We start from the raw sequence: 21,931 nt of genomic DNA, 5'->3' as shown, positions 1-21,931 counted from the left end.
GAGGATATCACGCAGTACCCGAGCCGAATAGAGAAAACGATTAACTTCGAAATTAATAATACGAGGAGAATATAATATGGACTTGAGAAGAGTGGCCGTTCCTGTAGCCACTGTCTGGACGGATCCTGCTTCGGTACGGCCGGTGGATGCCCAGGCGGTGTCTGAAACACCGGACATTTTAGGCTGGCTGGCCGCGATGACCCGTGAAGAAAATATTGCCTTGTGTGAGGAGAAGAGGCTTCAGACCCAGGTCTTATTCGGAGAGGAAGTCCTCATTGACGAAATACAGGGGGGATGGGCGAAAGTTGTTGTCCCCTCACAGGCATCGGCCAAAGATACACGCGGTTATCCGGGTTGGATGCCGCTCGGCCAGCTTGCCTCTGGCAGGGCTTTCGGCAATAACCGTGAAAGAGTTATGGTAGAAAGCAGGACAACTCCATTTATCCGAAGCGATGGACATCCGTTATTTGACTTAAGCTTCGGTACGTTCCTCCCGTTTCTGGGTGAGGATGAATCTGCGGTCGAAGTGGACAGTCCGATTGGAAAAGGCTTTCTTCGCCGCGAAGCCGTTATTTTTCCATCCCGGCAGCGCCCTGCTTCAGGTGATCAAATCGTGAAAAACGCGCAGCGCTTTATTGAGCTCCCTTACCTCTGGTCAGGCATGAGTGCCTATGGTTATGATTGTTCAGGTTTCAGCTTTTCAATGCTGCGGGCGGGGGGATACCTGATTCCTCGGGATGCGGATGATCAGTCGGCCAGTGGCAAAGAAGTCGATCCGCAATCGATGGAGCCAGGTGATTTACTCTTTTTCGCCTATGATGAAGGGAAAGGCTATGTCCATCATGTCGGTATCTGCGCGGGTGACGGGCAGATGATCCATTCTCCGACGCCGGGCAAAAAAGTCAGTCTTACTGCGCTTGCCGGAACTGTTTTTGAAAGAGAACTCTGTGCGGTCAGACGCTATTGGAGGGAGTGATGAATATGGCCGAAAATCCGCTTCTCGAAATCAAGCATGTCAAAAAGTATTTTGAAGTCGATCGTCATCGTTCTCTGAAAGCAGTCGATGATATCAGTTTTGCAATCCGTCCCGGAGAGACGTTGGGTATTGTCGGTGAATCCGGATGCGGAAAGTCGACACTCGGACGTACGATCATGGGTCTTTATGAAAAAACGGATGGTGAAATTTTTTTTGATGGAGAAAATGTGGATCAGATGGATCGCGATCAGCGTTTTCAGCTTCACCGCAAAATGCAGATGATTTTCCAGGACCCGTATGCATCGCTGAATCCCCGTTCGACTGTTCTGGATCTGATAGCTGAACCGATGGATATTCACCGGACATATAACAATCAGTATGAGCGCAGGGAAAGAGTTGAGGTTCTGCTGGAGAAAGTCGGTCTCAGCAGGACCTACCTGAACCGTTATCCTCACGAGTTCAGCGGCGGTCAGCGCCAGCGTATCGGCATCGCCAGAGCGCTTGCACTTGATCCGGATTTTATCATTGCCGACGAACCGATCTCTGCGCTCGACGTTTCTGTCCAGGCGCAGGTTGTGGTTCTGCTTAAAAAACTTCAAGAAGAAAAAGGCCTGACCATGATGTTTATCGCGCACGATCTGTCGATGGTTAAATACATCAGCAACAGAGTCGGTGTGATGTATCTCGGGCACCTTATCGAGCTGACCTCAAGCGAAGTGCTTTATGAACATCCGCTTCATCCTTACACAGAGGCGCTTCTTTCGGCTATTCCGATCCCAGACCCGGATATTGAGGAAACCCGAGAAAGAATTTTGCTGAAGGGAGACCCTCCGAGTCCGGTCAATCCGCCGAGCGGCTGTGTGTTTCGAACGCGCTGTCCTTTTGCAATGGAGATTTGTGCAAAAGAAACCCCCATGTTTCAAGAAGTGGAGCGGGGACATTTTGCCGCGTGCCATCTCCATCAGCCGAAGACGGAAGGTCCTAAAGTACATAACAGAAATAGGGGCGAGTGAGTGTGTCGGAATTAAATGAAAAACTGTCGGAGAAGATTGACGCTCTTTCCGCACCGTTCAGAAGCCATATTGGGATTAAGGCAGAGGGATCGGATGGTTTCCATTTCTCGCTGAATGAATCCATTCCGATGCTGTCGGCAAGTTTGATCAAGCTGCCGATTCTGTTGTATGTCTGCGATCAGGCTTCTTCAGAACCATCGATTATTGACCGTAAGGTCTCGCTCAGGAACAGTGAAATCGTCGGAGGGTCTGGCGTCCTGCAGGTATTAAGCGGTCGCGAATGGTCGGTTCGCGACCTTCTGGCATTGATGATCAGTGTCTCCGATAATACGGCGACCAATCTGATTATTGACACATTTGGATCTGAACGTATTCAGAAGTGGATTCACGATCACGGATACTCTGAAACGATCCTTGGACGTAAGCTGATGGATGAGGCGGCGGAGTCGGCCGGATTCAGGAATATAATCAGCGCTCGCGATGCCTGCCGAAGCATTCAGCGGATTTTTACCGGCGAATCCCCTTACCCGGAAGAGGTAAAAAGATGGTTTTTATGTCAGCAGTTCCGCTATAAATTGCCTGGGCTATTCGATGAAATGCCGAATCCGGTTTCCGTTTATAATAAAACCGGGGAGATAGAAAAAATGGACCACGATGCTGCCTTTTTCTCATATCGCGGTCATTACCTTGCTATAGCTGTTCTCACCCGTGATTTTGCAAACAGGCAGACGGCGCTGGCCGTTATTCAGAACATCGGGAAAAGCATCTCGGATTATTTGATTAAAGCCGCGGAATCCGATCATTCATCAAGTTCTTTATAAACGGCGCCATTCGCAAAAATAGATCGCCGGACAGCCGAAAATATCATCGCTGCAGATAATGCTTCCTGTCGTTGACAAACAAATTTGCCCGTTTTAGAATGAACATAATCAATTGTCACGCTCCCAGGGCGGTTTATGCGCCTGACACTTCAATAAACGGGTTCAAGCCTCTCTGAGTCTCGGGAGGCATTTTTTGTGAAGGATCCACACTTTGATCATTTATAAAAGGCAGGAAAATACGAAAAAAATTTTTCTGTATCGCTATTTCAGGAGGTTTCACCATGCTATCCAATCATTTCATTAGAGTAGCGGCGGCCTGTCCAGTGACGCAAGTGGCTGATGTCGACTATAACGTGCTTCATATTAAGGCGTGTATCGACCGGGCCATTCAGGAAAAGGCAAAGTTCATTGTATTTCCTGAACTTTGCGTGACATCTTATACGTGTGGCGATCTTTTTTTGCAGCAGCTGCTTCTTGATCAAGCTGAGCGGGGACTGCAGGAAATTTGCGCTTATTCATTAAATAAAGATGCCCTGATCGCGGTTGGTGCCCCGCTTAATCTGCATACCGCCGTTTATAACTGCGCCTATCTCATTTTTGATGGCAGGATTCTTGGTATTGTTCCGAAAAGCTACATTCCGAACTATGAGGAGTATTATGAGCGCCGCTGGTTTACGTCAGGAAGAGACATCGTTGATAAGACGGTGGACTTGTTCTTTCAGAAAGACATCCCATTCGGAGTCAATCTGCTGTTCGGAAGCGGGCTGTTTCAATTCGGTCTGGAGATCTGCGAGGACTTATGGAGTGTCGTGCCGCCAAGCAGTTATCTGAGCCTCGGAGGGGCCAACATTATCGGCAATCTGTCCGCCTCGAACGAAGTGGTCAGCAAATCGGATTATCGAAAACAGCTGGTTGTTTCTCAGAGCGCCAAGTGCATGTCTTCCTATATTTACGCAGGAACCGGAATTTACGAATCTTCAACGGATGTCGTCTTTGGAGGAGAACTGCTCATTTCCGAGAATGGTAATATGCTCCAGGCGAATGCTCGTTTTCAGCGCGATGACGAAGTAATCACGTCGATCATTGATATTGAGCGGCTGAATCTACAAAGACTGAAAAACATCAGTTTCCGCGAGGCTGTATCGGCCGTCCCGTGGAAGATGCGTCACATTCCTTTTTCATTCAATGACACGGATTTTGGCCGTTTTGATCGGAAAGTGGAAAAGCATCCGTTTGTTCCCACAGATGAAAAACAGAGAGAACAGAGATGTAAAGAAATATTTAATATTCAAACAGCGGCCCTGGCTAAACGTATCGAACATACCGGTCTTAAGCGGGTGGTGCTGGGTATATCCGGCGGACTGGATTCAACCCTGGCTCTTCTTGTCGCTGTCAAAACATTCGATTTACTGAAACTGCCCCGGAAGAATATCATCACAGTGACTCTGCCGGGATTTGGCACGACGGACAGGACGTATCATAACGCTGTTGAACTTTGCAAAAAACTGGAGACCGATTTTCGTGAGATTAACATTGTGGCCGCTTGCCTGCAGCATTTCAAGGATATCGGACATGATCCCGCTGTTCACGATGTAACCTATGAAAATGTTCAGGCTCGTGAACGCACACAGATTCTGATGGATATCGCCAACAAAGAAGGCGGACTTGTGGTCGGCACAGGCGATCTGTCTGAGCTCGCTCTCGGATGGAGCACATATAACGGCGATCACATGTCGATGTATGCAGTCAACTGTTCCGTACCGAAAACGCTGGTCCGCTATCTGGTCGATTATGTCGCCCATGACGAGACGACAGCAGAGATTGCGAAGATTCTTATGGACATTCTCGATACACCGGTCACTCCGGAACTGCTCCCGAAAGGCAGTGAGGGACAGATCACACAGAAGACCGAGGACATTGTCGGACCTTATGAGCTTCATGATTTCTTCCTCTATTATTTTGTCAGAAGCGAGTTTGCCCCGGATCGGATCCTGTTCCTTGCTAAAGCAGCCTTTGCGGACAGCTACGATGAAGAAGCCATCAGGAAATGGCTAAAGGTTTTTATTAAACGCTTTTTCACTCAGCAATTCAAACGCTCGGCGATTCCCGATGGCCCGAAAGTGGGCACGGTCAGCCTGTCGCCGCGCGGAGACTGGCGGATGCCCTCGGACGCGAGCTACAATCTTTGGATGAATCAACTGTAAAAAGGGCAAAACTGCCGGCAATTACTGTTTTCCTCAATGGAATTGGGTTTTGAGCCGAAAAAAGCCCAGCCTTATCCATTTGGACAAGGCTGAGCAAAAGGAAACAGGCTTTTTTACACTATAGGAAAGTATAAAAATTTTAAGGATTATAGTGTAAGCGACCGAACAGATCGCCGCGTCCTGCGGCATGTTCGGCATTAGGCCGTCCTGGCCCCCGCAACTAAGGCTCAGCCGGCCTTCTCACTATGCCGGGCCTGACAAGCTTTTTACAGGCGCATCATAATCTGTTCGGTGTTAACGAACCATCCCCGCTTGTGTCCATTGAGGCTGCCCTTGAGCGGGTGCATACATGTTGAGCATTTGCTGCATATCCTGCTGAGCCAGCAGGGGCACTTGATAATACTGATGTTTGTTCTGGTAAAGCGAAATCTCGTAGGCCATTTCAATGCAGTTTGGAACGGACGCTGCGAGCACGCGGCGAACAACCGGATTCGTCGATTCCAGCGCCGCTATGGTTTTCATCGATGCGGCGGATTTTGCGGCGCCCAGCAGAGAACCTGCAATGAATTCATCTGAAATTTCCGATGGGGATTGCCAGGGCTTTTTGGGCTGAGAAGCTTTCAGGCCGTATGTGAACTGGTTATCCTGTTTCATCATATAGCTTTCTGTCCGCTTCGATGGTTTCTGCCCTGTCTTAAAGCATTCACACGTCAGGTTGTATTCATCAAGAATAAACTGATAGTGACGATCCATCATATCCCGCAGTTCCGGATCCTTTACATGCTGGCGCAGCAGCATGTATAAGTTCAATGTGCCGATGGTTCCTGACAATACTTCATGAACATCGAAAACTTCGTGTCCGCCATGGTTCATCTGGCCGTGTACTTGTCCTGTGCTTAAATTCGGGTTTACTTGTGTGCCTTGCATCATTTACAATGCCTCCTGATTGTTGTAAATAGATTTTTAACATACGTTAGTATGCATTAAGGAAAATGAATGATGCATCATTGACGGACAATTTGTCCGTATTTCGTGAAAGATTTTATTGCACTCTCTGATGACAAGATCCAGTAAAAGAGACACTGACGATTACCTTTTATTTTTGTGATCATTTGAATCTTCTCCTTGCATTCGGTCTATCGAATCGCTTACACTAAAATTGTTTGGTGATTATTGGATGGAATAAGGACATGCGCAAAAACGTGTTTCTAATGACTGGACAACCAAAATAACAGGCTTGTGCTTTACTTTAGAAAGGAACGTGACAAAATGTCAAAACAGCAAATAGGACTGATCGGACTGGCGGTTATGGGCAAGAATCTGGCGCTGAACATTGAAAGCCGCGGTTATTCCGTAGCCGTGTTTAATCGGACGGCGAAACGCACGGAAGATTTTATGGAAGATGAAGCAAAGGGGAAGAATATCACTGCCGCGTACAGTCTTCAGGAACTCGTGGATTCTCTGGAATCGCCAAAGAAAATATGGTTGATGGTTAAGGCGGGAGCTCCGACTGATGCGACAATTGCTCAGCTCAAGCCTCTTTTGAAGAAAGGCGATATATTGATCGACGGCGGCAACACTTTTTTCAAAGATACGATTCGCCGTAATAAAGAGCTGAGCGAAGCCGGCATTCATTTTATCGGAACCGGGGTTTCCGGCGGTGAAGAGGGCGCACTCAAGGGACCGGCTATTATGCCCGGCGGACAGAAAGAAGCCTATGATCTCGTTGAACCGATTCTGACGGCCATTTCAGCGAAAGTGAACGGTGATCCATGCTGTACATATATTGGCGAAAACGGCGCGGGCCATTACGTCAAAATGGTGCACAACGGCATTGAATACGGCGATATGCAGCTGATTTCCGAAGCCTACTTTATTTTAAAACACGTGCTTAATCTCGATGCCGGAGAACTGCACAAAGTATTCTCCGAATGGAACAAAGGCGAACTTGATAGTTACCTGATCGATATTACGAAAGACATTTTTACAAAAACGGATGAAAAAACCGGTAAACCGCTTGTTGATGTGATTTTGGATACGGCAGGTCAAAAAGGGACGGGAAAATGGACGAGCGAAAATGCGCTTGATCTCGGTGTGCCACTGCCCCTGATTACCGAGTCGGTTTTCGCGCGTTTTATTTCGGCAATGAAAGAAGAGCGTGTGCACGCAAGCGAAGTGCTTAAGGGACCCGAGCTGAATCCATTTGACGGAGATAAAGAGAAATACATTGAAAGTGTCCGTCAGGCGCTCTACTTAAGCAAAATTATTTCATACGCTCAAGGATTTGCACAAATGCGCGCTGCGTCCCTTGAATACGGATGGGATCTCCAATATGGCAAGATCGCAAGTATTTTCCGTGGCGGCTGTATCATCCGCGCGCAATTTCTTCAGAAAATAACCGATGCCTTCAGCAGAAATGGCGAACTGACGAATCTGCTGCTGGATCCTTATTTCCGCAAGATCGCCGATGAGTATCAGCACGCACTGCGGAGAGTTGTCTCGATTGCCGTGACGGACGGCATTCCGGTTCCGGCATTCTCATCTGCGATTGCTTACTATGACAGCTATCGCCGCGCACAGCTGCCGGCAAACCTGATTCAGGCGCAGCGGGATTATTTTGGTGCTCATACCTATCAGCGTGTCGATGAGGAAGGCATTTTCCACACAGAGTGGCTCGAAAAATAATAAGTTTGGATAGGCAGTTCCGGTTGTTCTCATTGAGAGAGCAGCCGGGATTTTTTTTATTATTTGCCTATGTTCACAGTATTTTCAAAAAATCGTCACTAAAATTGCAAAATATAACAGTTCCCTGTAAAATTTTATAGTGAAAGCGCTTTAATTCATTTTTATTTTCTACCGGGAGGGATGTTTATTATGCATTGGATTCAAAACTACAATCCGTTTGGAAACATGCTTGTTTCGTTTGTCGTTGCCTGCGTTCCGATCATTTTTTTCTTTTGGAGCCTGGCAGTGAGAAAAATGAAGGGATACAAAGCGGGGCTCCTGACCGTTCTTGTTGCCGTTCTGGAAGCGGTTATCATCTATAGGATGCCGGTTTCTCTTGCACTTGAATCCACAATTTTCGGGGGATTGCAAGGTCTTTGGCCGATCGGCTGGATCATCATTACCGCTGTTTTTCTTTATAAATTGACGGTAGTTTCCGGCAAATTCAATATTATCCAGAGTTCTATTGCTTCCATTACGGAAGACAGGAGGCTGCAGGCTCTTCTGATTGCCTTTTCATTTGGCGCGTTTCTTGAAGGAACAGCAGGCTATGGAACACCCGTGGCCATCGCCGGCGCGCTTTTAGCCGGTCTGGGATTCAATCCTTTTTACGCGGCCGGCCTATGCCTGATTGCGAATACCGCACCCGTTGCCTTCGGCGGAGTCGGTATCCCGATCTTGACTGCCGGCCAGGTTTCAGGGATCGACGTTCATGCGCTAAGTCAGATGGTCGGCCGTCAGGTTCCGATTTTATCGATATTTGTTCCGTTCTGGCTTGTTTTTATAATGGCAGGCTGGAAGAAAACGATCGAAGTGCTGCCAGCCATTCTTGTTTGCGGCGTTTCTTTCGCACTGACTCAGTTTTTCACATCTAATTTTCTCGGACCGGAACTTCCCGATGTCACTTCTGCGCTTGTCAGCATGGTTGCATTAGCGGTTCTTTTGAGATTTTGGCAGCCAAAATCTGTTTTTCGTTTTAAGAGTGAGAAAGAGTGGAACGGCAGGGTTTCCGGAGCGGGCATTACCGAGCAGGCAGCGGCACTTTCTGAAAATCAAAACCGCTATTCGCTCCTTCAAATCACGAGAGCGTGGTCGCCTTTTATTTTACTGGTCGCTATTATTTGTCTCTGGGGCGCCTCAGCCAATATAAAAGATCTTCTCGGGAAAGCGACGATGTTAATTCCGATACCCGGTCTTCATCTTGCTATCGAAAAAATCCAGCCCATCGTCAGTCTGGCAACACCTTATCCGGCGATCTTTAAGTTTGATATTTTGGCTGCGACAGGGACCGCAATCCTGCTCGCCTGCGTGCTCAGCAAATTTCTGATCGGCATCAGCTGGAAGACTTGGATCCAAACGTTCGGGGATACATTAAAAGAATTGACTTTCCCGCTTATCATGGTCGTATCCGTCCTTGGTTTTGCCTATATTGAAAATTACTCGGGAATGAGCGCGACGCTCGGTCTGGGCCTTGCGTCAACGGGATCTGTTTTCCCTTTTGTATCGCCAATCATAGGTTGGTTGGGTGTCTTTCTTACCGGCTCGGATACCTCCTCAAATGCGCTCTTTTCAAATCTGCAAAAAGTTTCGGCCCATCAGATTGGCGTCGATCCGACATTGCTTATTGCGGCAAACTCGACCGGTGGGGTCGCTGCTAAAATGATTTCGCCGCAATCGATAGCCGTCGCAACGGCGGCGACAGGCCAAGTTGGCAAAGAAGGCAGCCTGTTCATGTTTACAATTAAACACAGCCTGCTGCTTGTTGCGATCATTGGGATTATAACTTTGCTTCAAGCCTACGTTTTCCACTGGATGATTCCATAAAGCTCTTTAGAATAAAGAATTTTTTTTCAAAATACGATTTTAATACGATAAAACCATCGCCCCTATCCTTACCTGGAGGGGGTTTTTTTTATAGGTATCCGGTTAAACTGTATTCATAACTTGGCGGGATAAAAAGTGATCATTTCCGGGCCAACTGAGGATGTATAAGTCATTCAATTGACAATGCCGGTGGCTCTGCCTGGGAGGAAGAACAGTTTGAAGCGCAAAAGGAAAAAAATTGTTATGATCATAGCCGGTTTCACGCTAAGTTCCTTGCTTGCTGGAATTGGGGCGGTCAATGCCGCTTCGTCGTTGATCGTCGGTCCGCAAGCCGATGGAACAGGTGTGACGCCCCACGGCTGGACGCTGACACCTGCCGGGAAGGGAGTGACTCTGAACCCGTTCCCCATTGGCGGCGCCATAAGTCCTGACCGCCGGTATCTTGTCGTATCGACCAGCGGATGGGGTACCCAATCGCTCCAGGTCGTCGGCCTTCCCAGTCAAAAAGTGATCCAGACTATTTCCTACAAGAGTCCGGAGTCCCTTTATCTCGGTCTTGTGTTCAGCCCGGATGGGCGGAAGCTATACGCCTCAGCTGCCGGAAATAATAAAATCCGAGTCTTTAATTTTAATCAGGGAATTTTGTCTGAACAGCAGTCTGTTAACATGAGTGATCCGAATCACTCCAATTTCTATCCACAGGGAATCTCCTTGTCTCCGGATGGAAAATATCTGTATACGGCCAACAATCTGGATAACACCGTCTCCTGTCTCGATTTGACAAACGGGAAAATAGTCGCGTCCGTGCCGGTTGGGAGATACCCCTATATGACCCTTCTTAGTCCGGACGGAAAAATGCTGTATGTCAGCAATTGGGAGGATCATTCCATTTCGGCTTTACGTACAGGGGATATGGCGGTGACGAAAGTCATTCCAGTCGGCATGCACCCGAACGCGCTGGCTTTAAATCCTAGAGACGGGAATCTATACGTTGCCGACTCGGACAGCGACAAGATTTCGGTTATCGATGGGAACAAGCTTTACGTCACTCAGAATATTTCACTGGCCCCATACGTTGATGCCCCTGCAGGCAGCATTCCGGACGCGCTGACGTTCAGTCGCGACGGAAACACGCTTTATGTAGCGAATGCGGGAAATAATGACATTGCTGTCATTGATCTGAGAGGGCGTTACGGCAAGGGGACCGTAAAAGGTCTTATCCCGACTGCTTGGTATCCGACAGGCGTGTTCCTGTCCGATGACGATAAACAGATTATGGTTCTCAGCGCAAAGGGGCTCGGTGCGGGCCCTGAATCCTCAAGGCAGAATATCGGCGATATGATGATGGGGACCCTGTCCTTTATCAATGCCCCCGATCAAGTGCAGCTGGAAGCATACACCCGGCAGGTTAAAGGCAACAATCAACTTTATGCGGCAGCCTCCGGAGGCTGGATCAACCGGATATTTGGCCGGACGAATGGAAAGGGCTCCCCGATTCCGCGTTTTTCCGGTGAACGTTCCCCGATTAAACATGTTATTTATGTGATTAAGGAGAATCAGACGTACGATCAAATCTTTGGCGATATCAAAAAAGGAAACGGGGACCCAAACTTGGCGATTTTCGGAGGCAAGATCACACCCAATCTTCATAAGCTGGCCAATCAGTTTGTACTTCTGGACAATTACTATTCAAATGCGGAAGTCAGCGAACAGGGACATGTCTGGGTCAGTCAGGCGGAAGCGAACGATTTTACAGAGAAAAGTTGGATGCAGCACTACTCGGGCCGCAGAAACGGCGGGGACTGGCATTATGGAGAAGCGACACGAGTCAGTCAGGGCTATATTTGGGATAACGCTTTGAGGTCCGGAGTGTCGATCCGCAATTATGGTGAATCCGTCAACTTTCACGCCGGTACCGGTCTTTCTTCGACCAATGTGCCGGGTCTTGGTCAATATACAGATGCACGCTATCCGGGATGGTCATTTAATGCTTCCGATATTGAACGGGTAAACGAGTGGGCAAGAGAGTACAGCCAATTTGAACAAAAAGGAAATCTTCCACAGTTTGAAACGGTTTATTTACCAAATGACCACACGGAAGGAACGCGTTCGGGACGTCCAACACCGCAGGCTTATCTTGCCCAGAACGATTACGCACTCGGGAAGCTGGTCGAAATCGTCAGCCATTCGAAAAACTGGAAGGATACCGCCATTTTTGTGACCGAGGATGATTCGGGCAACGGCGCCGATCATGTGGATTCGCACAGGGAGGAGGGTCTCGTAATCAGTCCGTATACCCAGGCACATCAGGTGGACAGCACGTTCTATGATCAGATGTCCATGTATCGCTCAATCGAGATGATCCTCGGGCTGAAACCGATGACGCAATATGATGCTTCAGCGATTCCCATGCTGAACGCATTCACAAATCAGCCGAATTTTTCGCCCTATACTGCCGAGAAACCGACTTATCCGCTTAATGCCACCAATGGAAAAAATGCCCCGATGAGCAGCAGTTCCGCAAAACTGGACTTTTCGCGGCCGGATGCAGCAGACGAGGAAACACTGAGCCACGCGCTCTGGGAGTCCGCCAAGAAAAATCAGCCTTACCCTTCTTTAAACCGGTGAAATTAAGCCGATTCTGCAAAGAAATACGCGAATGTGGAAAAACGCTCCTGTGCAACGGACAGGGGCGTTTCTTCATACTCTCTATATCGAATCACAGGTTTCAGGCGTGGCTGACACTTGCCAGCAAGTCTCTTGCATCTTTATAGTCAAGACCATGCGCTTCCGCAACAGCTTTGAAGGTTACATAACCGTCCAAAGTGTTCAAACCTTTCAAGAGCGCTTCATCTTCCAGGCAGGCCTTGACGTAGCCTTTGCTTGCGATCTTGGCAGCGTAAGGAATCGTGACATTGGTCAGGGCGAGGGTTGACGTTCTCGGAACGGCACCGGGCATGTTCGCAACTGCATAATGGATGACACCGTGCTTGATATAGGTCGGATCATCATGTGTGGTGCTGTGGTCGGAAGTTTCAACGATACCGCCCTGGTCGATAGCAACATCGACAATCACCGAATTCTCAGGCATCGAGGCAACCATTTCTTCGGTTACGAGTTTCGGAGCTTTTGCCCCGGGTATGAGCACACAGCCAACAACAAGATCGGCGTCTTTAACGGCTTCAGCAATGTTGTAAGGATTCGACATCATCGTGTTCAGCGAAGTGCCAAAGATGTCATCCAGTTCGCGAAGTCTGTCGGCACTGATGTCAAGAATGGTTACATCCGCGCCGAGACCGACGGCAATTTTAGCGGCGTTGGTTCCGACAATGCCGCCGCCGACAATCGTCACTTTGCCTCTCGAAACGCCGGGTACGCCGCCAAGTAAAATGCCTTTTCCTGCTCCGTCACTGAATTTTTCGAGATATTGGGCCCCGATCTGCACAGCCATTCTTCCGGCTACTTCACTCATTGGCTGAAGCAGCGGAAGTACGCGGTCCGCACGCTGAACGGTTTCATAGGCGATGGAAACCACTTTGCTGGCAACCAGCGCTTTGGTCAGTTCGGCGCCGGCAGCCGGTGCCAGATGAAGATAAGTAAACAGAATCAAACCTTCGTGGAAGAAATGATATTCCTCGGGTTCCGGTTCCTTAACCTTAATCACCATTTCCGCTGACCATGCCTTTTCGGCAGTGGTGATTGCGGCGCCCGCTTCTTCATATTCCTTATCAGTAAATCCCGCACCCGCACCGGACAGTGTTTCAACATACACCTGATGGCCTTCCTGGACTAAATGATACGTTCCCGCAGGGGTAATCGCCACACGACGCTCGTTGTTTTTCAATTCTTTTGGAATACCGATGATCATTTTCCATTCCTCCTAAAAATTTTATAAAATCCCTAATCATACCGAATAATCAAACACCACGGATTCGGTTCTGTCCGCGATCTGAGTGCCGTTTTAATGAATTCATCCACCTTATTCCGGAATTCACGCGGTCTTCATATCGTCCTATCATGACGCAGTGTATGTTATCCTTTATTAAGAATAGTACAAATAAAACGTCTTTATTTCATCATACGTTTTGTCTACTCTTTCTGGTAGTTTGCTTGACAAAACAAACGAATGTAACATAACATTACATTCGATGATATATGATGTGACTTTACGAGGTGACGGCTATGGTTGAGGAAATGTCATTTTGCATCAAAGACGTTCTAGAAAGACCACTTTTTCATCGTGCAAAACTGATTGCCGGCGGAAAAGGGATCTATCGGGAAGTTCGGTGGGTTCATATATTGGAAATTACACATGCTGCTCCTTATGTCAGTAAAAATGATCTGATTCTGACCACCGGCCTTTGGTTGAAACGGTCTGTGGAATCCGGACTTGATTACATGCTCCAGATCATTGACCATGAGACCGCCGGCCTCTGTATCGAGTTTGGAACGACAATTGATGAAATACCTGAAGAAATCATTAAGCTTTGCAATGAATATGACTTTCCGCTGATACTATTCAGACAACCGGTCCGTTTCGAGGAGATTACACAGGACATTCATTCCTTCCTGATCAATCAGCATTTTGAAGTCATGAAAAATCTTGAGCAGTTTTCACAGAAACAGCAGCAGATTATCCTGCGAAGCACGGATATTCCGGCTGTTCTTCGTCTGCTCCATAAATATACATCCGGTCAGATTGTTTATCTTTCTTCAACTGAGACGAACAAATTCTATCCTGAAATAGATAAGGAGACGGCCGAACAGTTCAGCGCCTTTTACAAGGAAAAAAAAGGGGACTTGATTTCCGTGCAGGAGGCAAATGTATTGAAGATGGACGAGCATCATTTTTTCCTGATCCAGCCCGTTATCTGTTTCGGACAGGTTTTTTCCCATGTCGGCATGATTCTTCATCAAAGCCATCCGACGGAATATATGATGCTGCTGACCGATTATACAGCAAAAGCCGTTGCGACCCTTTTGCTTCGAACGCAGTTCCTGGAAGAAAAAATATTAAGAAATCAGAATGAACTGATACAGGATATTTTAAGCAGGCAAATAGAAAGCGAAGAACAGGCGCAGATGCGCATGGGACTTCCCGCACCCAATGAAGGAAACTATCTCTTCATCGGAGGAGTCATTGAATTCGAACACAATGTGATCGAAGCGGGACCGGAACGCATGGAAGCGATGAATCAGGACATTCTGGTTCTCATCAGGTCTCTCCTGAAAAAGTACCAAATGCATCATCTGATCATGATGAAAGGCAACCAAATCTATCTCTTATGCGCTAAAGAAAAGGTAAACGATGCATCCGTGATTTTATTAAAGGACAACATTCAGGCACTGATCGAAGGCCTGAAAAAGTTTATCGAACAGGCACTAGGCGGTTTAGTTTTTCATGCCGGCTTTGGAAAAGCGAGGAATGAACTCCTTGAAACTTGGAGAAGTTTTAACGAAGCCTATCAGGTTATTGAGCTCTCGAAAACCGTTCCGTCCATGAAACGGTACTGTTTTTATGATAATATAGGTATCTATCAATTGCTGAAAGCCATTCCGCAGCAGGTTTTGACTACCTTTGTCAGCGATGAATTAGGCGATTTAATCACCTATGACAGCAAGCATCACTTAAATCTGATCGCAACGCTTGACGTTTACTTCAAAAACATGGGCTCAAAAGGTGAAACCGCTAAACAACTGTTTATACACAGACAAACTCTATACAACCGTCTGGAAAAACTGACCGATCTTTTGGGAGAAGATTTTTTTGAGCCGCAAAGGCGCTATTGTCTTGAAATGGCTTTGCTTGGCTATGAAATGCTGGGTTCCGGTCATTCGTAAAAAATACATGATCATGCCTCGGAAAAAAACTCAGCGTTATGCTATTCAGGATTGGAATCGTAAGGAGGGCATGAATGGACTATTTGAAAATCTATTGGAAAAGGTATCGTTTGAAATTTATGATCGCTATTGCTTTTCTGACAGGTGAGGCTTTGGCTGATCTGATGCAGCCTGCCATGATGTCCCGGATTGTCGACCAGGGTGTGGCCCGTTCGGATGTTTCATTCATTATCCATTACGGGATGCTGATGCTTCTGATTACTCTTGTCGGCGCCATCTGTGCCTGTGTGCGTAATGTCCTTTCAGTCGACGTTTCACAGAACTTTGCCATGGATTTGAGACAGGATTTGTACATGAAAATTCAGGGCTTTTCTCAGAACAACATTGACCGGTTCGGCAGCGCCACATTGATCACCCGGCTGACAAACGATGTAACCCGGGTGCAGACTTTTGCCAATGGGCTGATGCGGGTGATGATGAAGGCGCCGATTGTCGGCATCGGCAGCCTGCTGATGGCGATCCGGCTGAATCCGAGACTATCCGTCACTTTGATTGCGATCGCCCCGATCATCGCTCTCTTGATCTATCTGAACATGAAAATCAGCTACCCTTATTATCGAAAGGTGCAGTCCGCATTGGATCGTGTCAATATGTCCATGCAGGAGTATCTTTCCGGTATCCGGGTTGTCAAAGTGTTCAGCCGTTTTTCATATGAAGAGGAACGCTTCCGGAAAAACAATCGAAACCTCGGCAATCTGTCGACTTCGGCAGCCAAAGTCGGCAGTCTTTTCGGCCCGCTGGTCAACCTGTCTATTAATTCGGGAATCATTGCCATTATCTGGTTCGGCGGGATCGGCGTGAACAACGGAACGATGCAGGTCGGCTCAATCATCGCGTTTATCAGCTACATGATGCAGATCCTGTTCGCCGTCATGGTAGTCAACGGCGCTTTTAACATGTTTGTCAGAGCGAGGGCTTCTGCTGAGCGGATCGGCGAGGTGATACGGGAGGAAAATGACATGTTTTTTCCCGATTCGGATGACGAAGAACAGAGCAGATCAGTCGTTAAAGCGCAGAAAGGCAGGCTGACTTTCCGTCACGTCTCTTTTTCGTATGTTAAAAACGCAGAACATACGGAACCGTTCATCAAAGACATCAGTTTTGATGTCAATCCGGGAGAAACCGTGGGGATCATCGGTCCGATCGCATCAGGAAAAACAACGCTTGTGAACCTGCTCCTGCGTTTCTATGACCCGGACAAAGGCGAGATCATACTTGACGGAAGAAATATCAAAACGTTTAGCGAAGATCACCTGAGGAGAAAGCTGGCCGTTGTTCCGCAAAAATCCCTACTTTTTTCAGGATCCGTCAGGGAAAATATACGCTGGGGCGATGAAAAAGCAAGTGATGAAGCTATTCTGAAAGCTGCGGTTACTGCAGAAGCGGATGGTTTTATCCGAAGTACGCCGCATGGATTTGATGCGATGATCGGTCAGGGCGGTGTTAATTTTTCCGGCGGCCAGAAGCAGCGCATCGCGATCGCGCGGGCATTGATCCGCCGACCCGAGGTGCTTATTCTTGACGACGCCACCAGTGCGGTAGACGCACGCACGGACGGGAGAATCAGAAAAAAGCTGAAGAACCTTGATGACCGACTCACGTGCATCATCATCTCGCAAAGAATTTCCTCAATTATCGACGCAGATAAAATTATCGTGATGGACAACGGAAAGATTGAAGCCATAGGCACCCATGACCATCTTTTTAAAACCTCTTCTCTTTACCGGGAAATCTGCAGGACACAGTTTGAAGAAGAAGGTGATGAAAATGGCTGAAAATCGGCGGGACACGCCGGATCTGCGGCAGACGCTGTCAGGCAGAGACCGGCGAAGACGGGGGGCTGCGCGTTTTGCCCCCGTAGAAAAACCGAAAAATATGAGAAAGACTCTGAGCAGACTCTGGACCTATTTTGCCGCAGAAAAGAAGACACTGATTTTCGTTTTTATTTTGATCATTGCAGATACTCTGGTCACACTCATTGCCCCGTATGTCGTCGGTCTGGCCGTCAATCAAATCGGATTGCGTAACCATTCCGCTAATTTTACGATGCTGTTCATAATTCTGCTGGTCTTAGGATTGTCTTATCTTCTGGATGGTCTGCTGACCTTTTTTCAAGGATGGATTATGGCCTCCGCAGGACAGAACATTGTTATCATCCTGAGAAACGGCTTATTTCATAAACTGCAAAAACTGCCGATTGCCTTTTTCGATCGGAACCATAACGGCGAAATTATGAGCCGGCTGACCAATGATATTGAAAATGTGGACGTGACGATTTCGCAATCGACCGTCCAGCTGATGAACGATGTCATTACGATTGCCGGTTCGTTTATCCTGATGGTCTGGATCAGTCCGGTTCTGACGCTGGCAAGCCTCATTTCAGTGCCCCTGGTCTTTCTTCTGACCCGGACGATCGCATCGAGGACTTCCCGGCTGTTTGTAGGGCAGCAAAAGGAACTGGGTAAGCTGAACGGTCATATTGAAGAATCGATTTCGGGACTAAGCATTGTTAAAGCGTTCAGCCATGAAAAGGAGGAAACTCAAAAATTTACGGAGATTAACCGGCGGCTCACAGATGTCGGGATGAAGGCACAGGTCTGGTCGGGTTTTCTGATGCCGATGATGAATGTCATCAACAACCTGAGTTTTACCGCGGTCGCCTTCGTCGGCGGTCTCCTGGCAGTCAAAGGCATGATTACGGTCGGCATGATTGCCAGCTTTCTCACCTATTCCAGACAATTTTCCAGGCCGCTCAACGATATCGCCAGTATCTTCAATACGCTGCAATCCGCAGTTGCGGGCGCAGAGCGCGTATTTGACATTCTGGACGAGAAAGAGGAAAAACCGGATCGTGAAAACGCGAGGAAAATTGAGAATTTCAAAGGGGATATCGTATTCGATGATGTCTCTTTCCACTATGAACAAGATCACCCGATTCTGAAACAGGTGGATTTTCATGTCTTTCCCGGTGAAATGATTGCACTCGTCGGACCGACCGGGGCAGGGAAAACAACGATTATTAACCTGCTGACCCGATTCTATGACGTCAGCGATGGTGCAGTCCGGATCGATGGCGTGGATATCCGCGATTACAGGAGGTCGGAGTTCCGCCGATTGTTCGGCATCGTGCTTCAGGATACGTATCTGTTTAGGGGGAGCATCCTTGCAAACCTGCGCTACGGGAAACCTGATGCGACTTATGAGGAGGTCAGGCGGGCGGCGCGGACGGCAAATGCAGACAGCTTCATTATGAAAATGGAAAAGGGCTATGAAACCGTTCTTCAGGAAAACGGCGAGGAACTGAGCGAGGGGCAGAAACAATTGCTGACAGTTGCCCGGGCGATTCTGACAGATCCTGCGATACTGGTCATGGATGAGGCAACGAGTCATGTCGATACGCAGACCGAAAGGCGGATTCGGACGGCGATGTCGCGGTTGATGCGAGGGCGGACCAGTTTTATTATCGCCCACAGGCTGTCAACAATACGCAACGCCGATAAAATCCTTGTTGTCGATAACGGGCAAATCGTGGAACAGGGGACTCATCAGGAACTTTTGCGGAAACGGGGACTTTATCACGCTCTCTACACCGATCAGTTCCCTTTTGCGGCGGAATTATCTGAAAGACAGCCTAAGACGGATTTTTGATTACGATTCTGTATCTACGGGCGAGGCGATCCCGTCTTTAAAAAGATCAAAATATAATTGTCCGTTCGTTCCCCGTACACAATAGGAAACATTCACCGGATTCAAGCCGCGGTTATTCATTTCTGCATGCAACCAGCTTTTTGTCAGCTGGTTTTGTTTTAAATTTTTTTCCATAATCCTTCCGTCCATGATCAGTTCGACCGGAAAGGATGCGCGGACGGGAGCGAGGATTCCCAGATCTTTTCTTGTTACATTCCGATGCTGCGGTTTCTTCAGCACCGAAAGATGCCCGTCCGCTTCAATAATCGCGTGGTCAACTTGATCAATATCAAATGCATCCTTCTCTCTCAAGGCCTGATTCAAAGAATCCATAGTCATTTTTAATTTTTTTAAGTTGTTTTCGAGAATTTTTCCGTTTTGAATGACGACAGTAGGCTCCCCGTTGAAAATCGCTCTGGCGTATCTGTTTTTCAGCGACATAAGCGTTGTAAAGAAAATGATGGCGCTGAACAGGACTGCAGCAATAATGAAATTGCTGAAATGAATCGACGTATTGAACGTCAGATTTCCCGCAATCGACCCGAGTGTAATGGAAGCGATAAAATCGTGATAGGTCATTTGCGAGATAGCCTGTTTTCCCAGCAGGTGGGCGATACAGATAAAAAGAACGAATGCGGCAATTGTCCGGATAACAACTTCATACACGCTTCCCATTTCTCAAACCTGCTCCTTCTTCATAGATGCTTTCTATCTTTTTTTCCATATCCGCCCCGAGCTATACACTCATTCCTGTGAGAGCGGGTCTTTTATTCGCTCAAGAAGGAAAATCAAACGATACATTTCCATAAAATAGAAGGCCGCCGTCTGCGGGGGAGCCGGTTACCGCGTGGAGCGTCCGGAAGATCTTCTGCCCGCTTTCGAAGAGACCGCGGTACAAAAATGTCCGTGTATTATTGACATTGTTGTTGATGCGGATGAAGCTCCGATGCCGTCGAATATCACCTTTTCGCAGGCCTCAGGCTATGCGAGACACATGATTAAGGCATTATTCGAAGAAGGAAAAGTTGATCTGCCACCATTGTGAGTAAAGGAAGGGATGGGCGACAGGCAAATTACAGGTTGAAGACCCGGTCAGTCTTTTCTTTTCAAAAAATCTTCGACCTGTTTCACAAACTTGGTCCGGTCGTAATCTCGGTAAAGCGTGCCCGCCAGCCGGACCGGATCACCAAAGAAAAACCGTTCGTACAGCGTCTGCCTGCCGGCGAACGCACTCAAAGACAAATCCCAGGCGAGGCGGAACAGTCTTACTTTTTCGTATCCGTCACGGTCGGATGACTGCAGGTAGTTTTTTATATCAGCTCCTGACGCCGATTGAAAATCTTTTTCCATCGGAATGGAGACGAGCCCGCTGGCACCGATCAACTGCATGATCTCAATAAACCGCGGATAGATTCTCGGATACAGGTTCATGGCGGCCATCAGCGGCTTGCGATCCGGTGTCATCGTTCCCCATTGATCGATCGACGCGTGGACTTCTGAAGCCGTCAGCAGCGCCTTGAGCGTTTCGAGTCCGAGGATAACCTCCGTGATTTTTTCCTGAATATGCTGGTATTCTCCAATATTGATCGCATCGACCAGAGACTGCAGAACACCGAGGACAAACTCGGTTTTGACGACATTTTTCGATGTGACCTGGTGCACCTGCTGAGGCAGAAATCCGCTTTCCGTATAGAGTTTGCCTGCGATTTCCGTATTTCCATGCAGAAAGACTCTGTCCCACGGAACCGTGACATGATCGAAAATAACGATGGAGTCGATCTCTTCAAATCGCGCACTCAACGGATGATCGAAGATATTTTCTCCGTTATTAAAAGGCTCTCTGCAGAGAAACTTCAGGCCCGGTGTATTCGAAGGAATGGAAAAGGCATAGGCATAGTCCTCGTCAAAGTGAAAGGAGCCGGTGGGAAAAACAAGAATCTCATCCGTCATGCCGCCTTGTGTTGCAAGCAGCCGGGCGCCATGAATCATAATTCCCTGATCATTCTTCTCGATCACACGCGCGGCAATCGCGTCAGATGGGTTTTCAAAGTAGAGGGACGACCGGTTCACCTGCGGCTGAATGAACGTATGCGTCAGCGAAATATCGTTCTCCCGGCAGTATTCATAGAAACGGCGCATATTCCCGCTGCATTGTTCATCATTGAAAAGATCGGCGCAGGCGGCAAACGTCATGACGACGGTATTCATATAATCGGGAGACCGGCCCATCATTCCGGCGTTCTGCCTGGCCCATAGCTGAACAGCTCTTCTTCTTTTCGCCAGATCCTTTTTGTTTTTCGGTTCGAGATAAGTCGCTCCGACTCTTTGTCCGCTGCTCGGAGATCTATAAGTCAATATATTAGTGCACGTTTTCTCGTACTGCATATCATATAACTTGGCCTGGCTTTTCATCGCACCCTTAAATGCCGGATGTTCGGATATTTTCCCTGTTACTTTCGAACCGTTGATCCAGACATCTGATTGAAGCCGGTCGATTCGGTCGAGATATGTCTTTCCGTCGATGCAAGGCATAAACTCCGCTCCCATCCCTATAAATTGTTCTGTTTTACAAAATATGAGAGGGCGGCTCAGGTCATGCCAAGAGAAATTCTGGCGGAAGATGCCCTGTTCTTCAGCATATTTTTACCCCTGTTTTTTTGCGGATCCGGCGTCCGCCTCAGCATTCTGAGGCAGAGCCTGAAAGTGGATTTTTATTTGTATGGCACAGGGAGATAATCGAGTTTATGTGCATTCCACGGACTCGATTGGAGCATCTTATAT

At 47.9% G+C, this 21,931-nt stretch carries 15 protein-coding genes and 1 pseudogene; 12 read left to right on the top strand and 4 right to left on the bottom strand.

Translation table 11 applies throughout. The features are described 5' to 3' along the window. Positions 1 to 76: 76 nt before the first annotated feature. The 4 genes from IEX81_RS05660 (at position 77) to IEX81_RS05645 (ending at position 5,014) form a co-directional block, all read left to right on the top strand. Complete coding sequence (locus IEX81_RS05660; protein WP_188802085.1) at positions 77 to 976, top strand: C40 family peptidase; 900 nt, start codon at positions 77 to 79, stop codon at positions 974 to 976. A 5-nt stretch (positions 977 to 981) separates the two neighbouring features. Then, positions 982 to 1,989, top strand: a complete 1,008-nt coding sequence (locus IEX81_RS05655) for an ABC transporter ATP-binding protein (protein WP_308424065.1) — start codon at positions 982 to 984, stop codon at positions 1,987 to 1,989. Between the two features lie 2 nt (positions 1,990 to 1,991). Continuing rightward, complete coding sequence (locus IEX81_RS05650) at positions 1,992 to 2,810, top strand: serine hydrolase (protein WP_229727487.1); 819 nt, start codon at positions 1,992 to 1,994, stop codon at positions 2,808 to 2,810. 281 nt (positions 2,811 to 3,091) lie between these two features. Continuing rightward, on the top strand, positions 3,092 to 5,014 hold the full coding sequence (locus IEX81_RS05645) for an NAD(+) synthase (protein WP_188802082.1): 1,923 nt from the start codon (positions 3,092 to 3,094) through the stop codon (positions 5,012 to 5,014). A 294-nt stretch (positions 5,015 to 5,308) separates the two neighbouring features. On the opposite strand, the gene IEX81_RS05640 is transcribed toward IEX81_RS05645, so the two are convergent. Next, complete coding sequence (locus IEX81_RS05640) at positions 5,309 to 5,944, bottom strand: spore coat protein (RefSeq protein WP_373292334.1); 636 nt, start codon at positions 5,942 to 5,944, stop codon at positions 5,309 to 5,311. A 339-nt stretch (positions 5,945 to 6,283) separates the two neighbouring features. Between IEX81_RS05640 and gnd the strand changes: the two genes are divergently transcribed. From gnd to IEX81_RS05625, 3 genes are all read left to right on the top strand, one after another. Beyond that, on the top strand, positions 6,284 to 7,699 hold the full coding sequence (gene gnd / locus IEX81_RS05635; protein WP_188802081.1) for an NADP-dependent phosphogluconate dehydrogenase: 1,416 nt from the start codon (positions 6,284 to 6,286) through the stop codon (positions 7,697 to 7,699). 189 nt (positions 7,700 to 7,888) lie between these two features. Then, positions 7,889 to 9,562 (top strand): L-lactate permease, encoded by a 1,674-nt coding sequence (locus IEX81_RS05630; protein ID WP_229727486.1) that lies wholly within the window; start codon positions 7,889 to 7,891, stop codon positions 9,560 to 9,562. A gap of 216 nt (positions 9,563 to 9,778) precedes the next feature. Then, positions 9,779 to 12,190, top strand: a complete 2,412-nt coding sequence (locus IEX81_RS05625; RefSeq protein WP_229727485.1) for a bifunctional YncE family protein/alkaline phosphatase family protein — start codon at positions 9,779 to 9,781, stop codon at positions 12,188 to 12,190. A gap of 100 nt (positions 12,191 to 12,290) precedes the next feature. Here the strand turns inward: IEX81_RS05625 and ald are convergent, their stop codons facing one another. Continuing rightward, entirely contained in the window at positions 12,291 to 13,430 is a 1,140-nt protein-coding gene (gene ald / locus IEX81_RS05620) for an alanine dehydrogenase (RefSeq protein ID WP_188802080.1), read from the bottom strand. A 314-nt stretch (positions 13,431 to 13,744) separates the two neighbouring features. Here ald and IEX81_RS05615 point away from each other — a divergent pair, with 314 nt between their 5' ends. The 3 genes from IEX81_RS05615 (at position 13,745) to IEX81_RS05605 (ending at position 19,111) form a co-directional block, all read left to right on the top strand. Then, the gene (locus IEX81_RS05615; RefSeq protein ID WP_188802079.1) at positions 13,745 to 15,403 is read left to right on the top strand and encodes a PucR family transcriptional regulator; all 1,659 of its coding nucleotides are present in this window, start codon (positions 13,745 to 13,747) and stop codon (positions 15,401 to 15,403) included. Positions 15,404 to 15,477: 74 nt separating this feature from the next. Beyond that, the gene (locus IEX81_RS05610; protein WP_188802078.1) at positions 15,478 to 17,238 is read left to right on the top strand and encodes an ABC transporter ATP-binding protein; all 1,761 of its coding nucleotides are present in this window, start codon (positions 15,478 to 15,480) and stop codon (positions 17,236 to 17,238) included. Then, entirely contained in the window at positions 17,231 to 19,111 is a 1,881-nt protein-coding gene (locus IEX81_RS05605; RefSeq protein WP_188802077.1) for an ABC transporter ATP-binding protein, read from the top strand. The genes IEX81_RS05610 and IEX81_RS05605 overlap by 8 nt, the downstream gene beginning before the upstream one ends. On the opposite strand, the gene IEX81_RS05600 is transcribed toward IEX81_RS05605, so the two are convergent. Beyond that, positions 19,112 to 19,825, bottom strand: a complete 714-nt coding sequence (locus tag IEX81_RS05600) for a DUF421 domain-containing protein (RefSeq protein WP_188802076.1) — start codon at positions 19,823 to 19,825, stop codon at positions 19,112 to 19,114. Positions 19,826 to 19,967: 142 nt separating this feature from the next. On the opposite strand from IEX81_RS05600, the pseudogene IEX81_RS05595 reads away from it, so the two are divergent. Then, positions 19,968 to 20,195, top strand: a pseudogene (locus IEX81_RS05595) (pyruvate oxidase); the annotation flags it as partial. Positions 20,196 to 20,242: 47 nt separating this feature from the next. On the opposite strand, the gene hpaB reads toward IEX81_RS05595, so the two are convergent. Further along, positions 20,243 to 21,682, bottom strand: a complete 1,440-nt coding sequence (gene hpaB / locus IEX81_RS05590) for a 4-hydroxyphenylacetate 3-monooxygenase, oxygenase component (protein WP_188802075.1) — start codon at positions 21,680 to 21,682, stop codon at positions 20,243 to 20,245. A gap of 63 nt (positions 21,683 to 21,745) precedes the next feature. On the opposite strand from hpaB, the gene IEX81_RS05585 reads away from it, so the two are divergent. Then, a complete protein-coding gene (locus tag IEX81_RS05585; RefSeq protein ID WP_188802074.1) occupies positions 21,746 to 21,886 on the top strand; it encodes a hypothetical protein in 141 nt (46 codons plus the stop codon). Positions 21,887 to 21,931 lie beyond the last annotated feature (45 nt).

This window comes from Sporolactobacillus putidus, from assembly GCF_014647035.1.
In the GTDB taxonomy this organism is placed as follows: Bacteria; Bacillota; Bacilli; order Bacillales; family Sporolactobacillaceae; genus Sporolactobacillus; species Sporolactobacillus putidus.
Note: the sequence above shows the minus strand (reverse complement) of the source record. Positions and strands in the feature narration are given on the sequence as shown.

Excerpts from the sequence above, each read along its gene's own strand:
- IEX81_RS05660 (WP_188802085.1), top strand. The coding sequence starts at position 77 with ATGGACTTGAGAAGAGTGGCCGTTCCTGTAGCCACTGTCTGGACGGAT.
- IEX81_RS05655 (WP_308424065.1), top strand. The coding sequence starts at position 982 with ATGGCCGAAAATCCGCTTCTCGAAATCAAGCATGTCAAAAAGTATTTT.
- IEX81_RS05645 (WP_188802082.1), top strand. The coding sequence starts at position 3,092 with ATGCTATCCAATCATTTCATTAGAGTAGCGGCGGCCTGTCCAGTGACG.
- IEX81_RS05640 (WP_373292334.1), bottom strand. The coding sequence starts at position 5,944 with ATGATGCAAGGCACACAAGTAAACCCGAATTTAAGCACAGGACAAGTA.
- gnd (WP_188802081.1), top strand. The coding sequence starts at position 6,284 with ATGTCAAAACAGCAAATAGGACTGATCGGACTGGCGGTTATGGGCAAG.
- IEX81_RS05630 (WP_229727486.1), top strand. The coding sequence starts at position 7,889 with ATGCATTGGATTCAAAACTACAATCCGTTTGGAAACATGCTTGTTTCG.
- ald (WP_188802080.1), bottom strand. The coding sequence starts at position 13,430 with ATGATCATCGGTATTCCAAAAGAATTGAAAAACAACGAGCGTCGTGTG.
- IEX81_RS05615 (WP_188802079.1), top strand. The coding sequence starts at position 13,745 with ATGGTTGAGGAAATGTCATTTTGCATCAAAGACGTTCTAGAAAGACCA.
- IEX81_RS05610 (WP_188802078.1), top strand. The coding sequence starts at position 15,478 with ATGGACTATTTGAAAATCTATTGGAAAAGGTATCGTTTGAAATTTATG.
- IEX81_RS05605 (WP_188802077.1), top strand. The coding sequence starts at position 17,231 with ATGGCTGAAAATCGGCGGGACACGCCGGATCTGCGGCAGACGCTGTCA.
- IEX81_RS05600 (WP_188802076.1), bottom strand. The coding sequence starts at position 19,825 with ATGGGAAGCGTGTATGAAGTTGTTATCCGGACAATTGCCGCATTCGTT.
- hpaB (WP_188802075.1), bottom strand. The coding sequence starts at position 21,682 with ATGCCTTGCATCGACGGAAAGACATATCTCGACCGAATCGACCGGCTT.
- IEX81_RS05585 (WP_188802074.1), top strand. The coding sequence starts at position 21,746 with ATGCCAAGAGAAATTCTGGCGGAAGATGCCCTGTTCTTCAGCATATTT.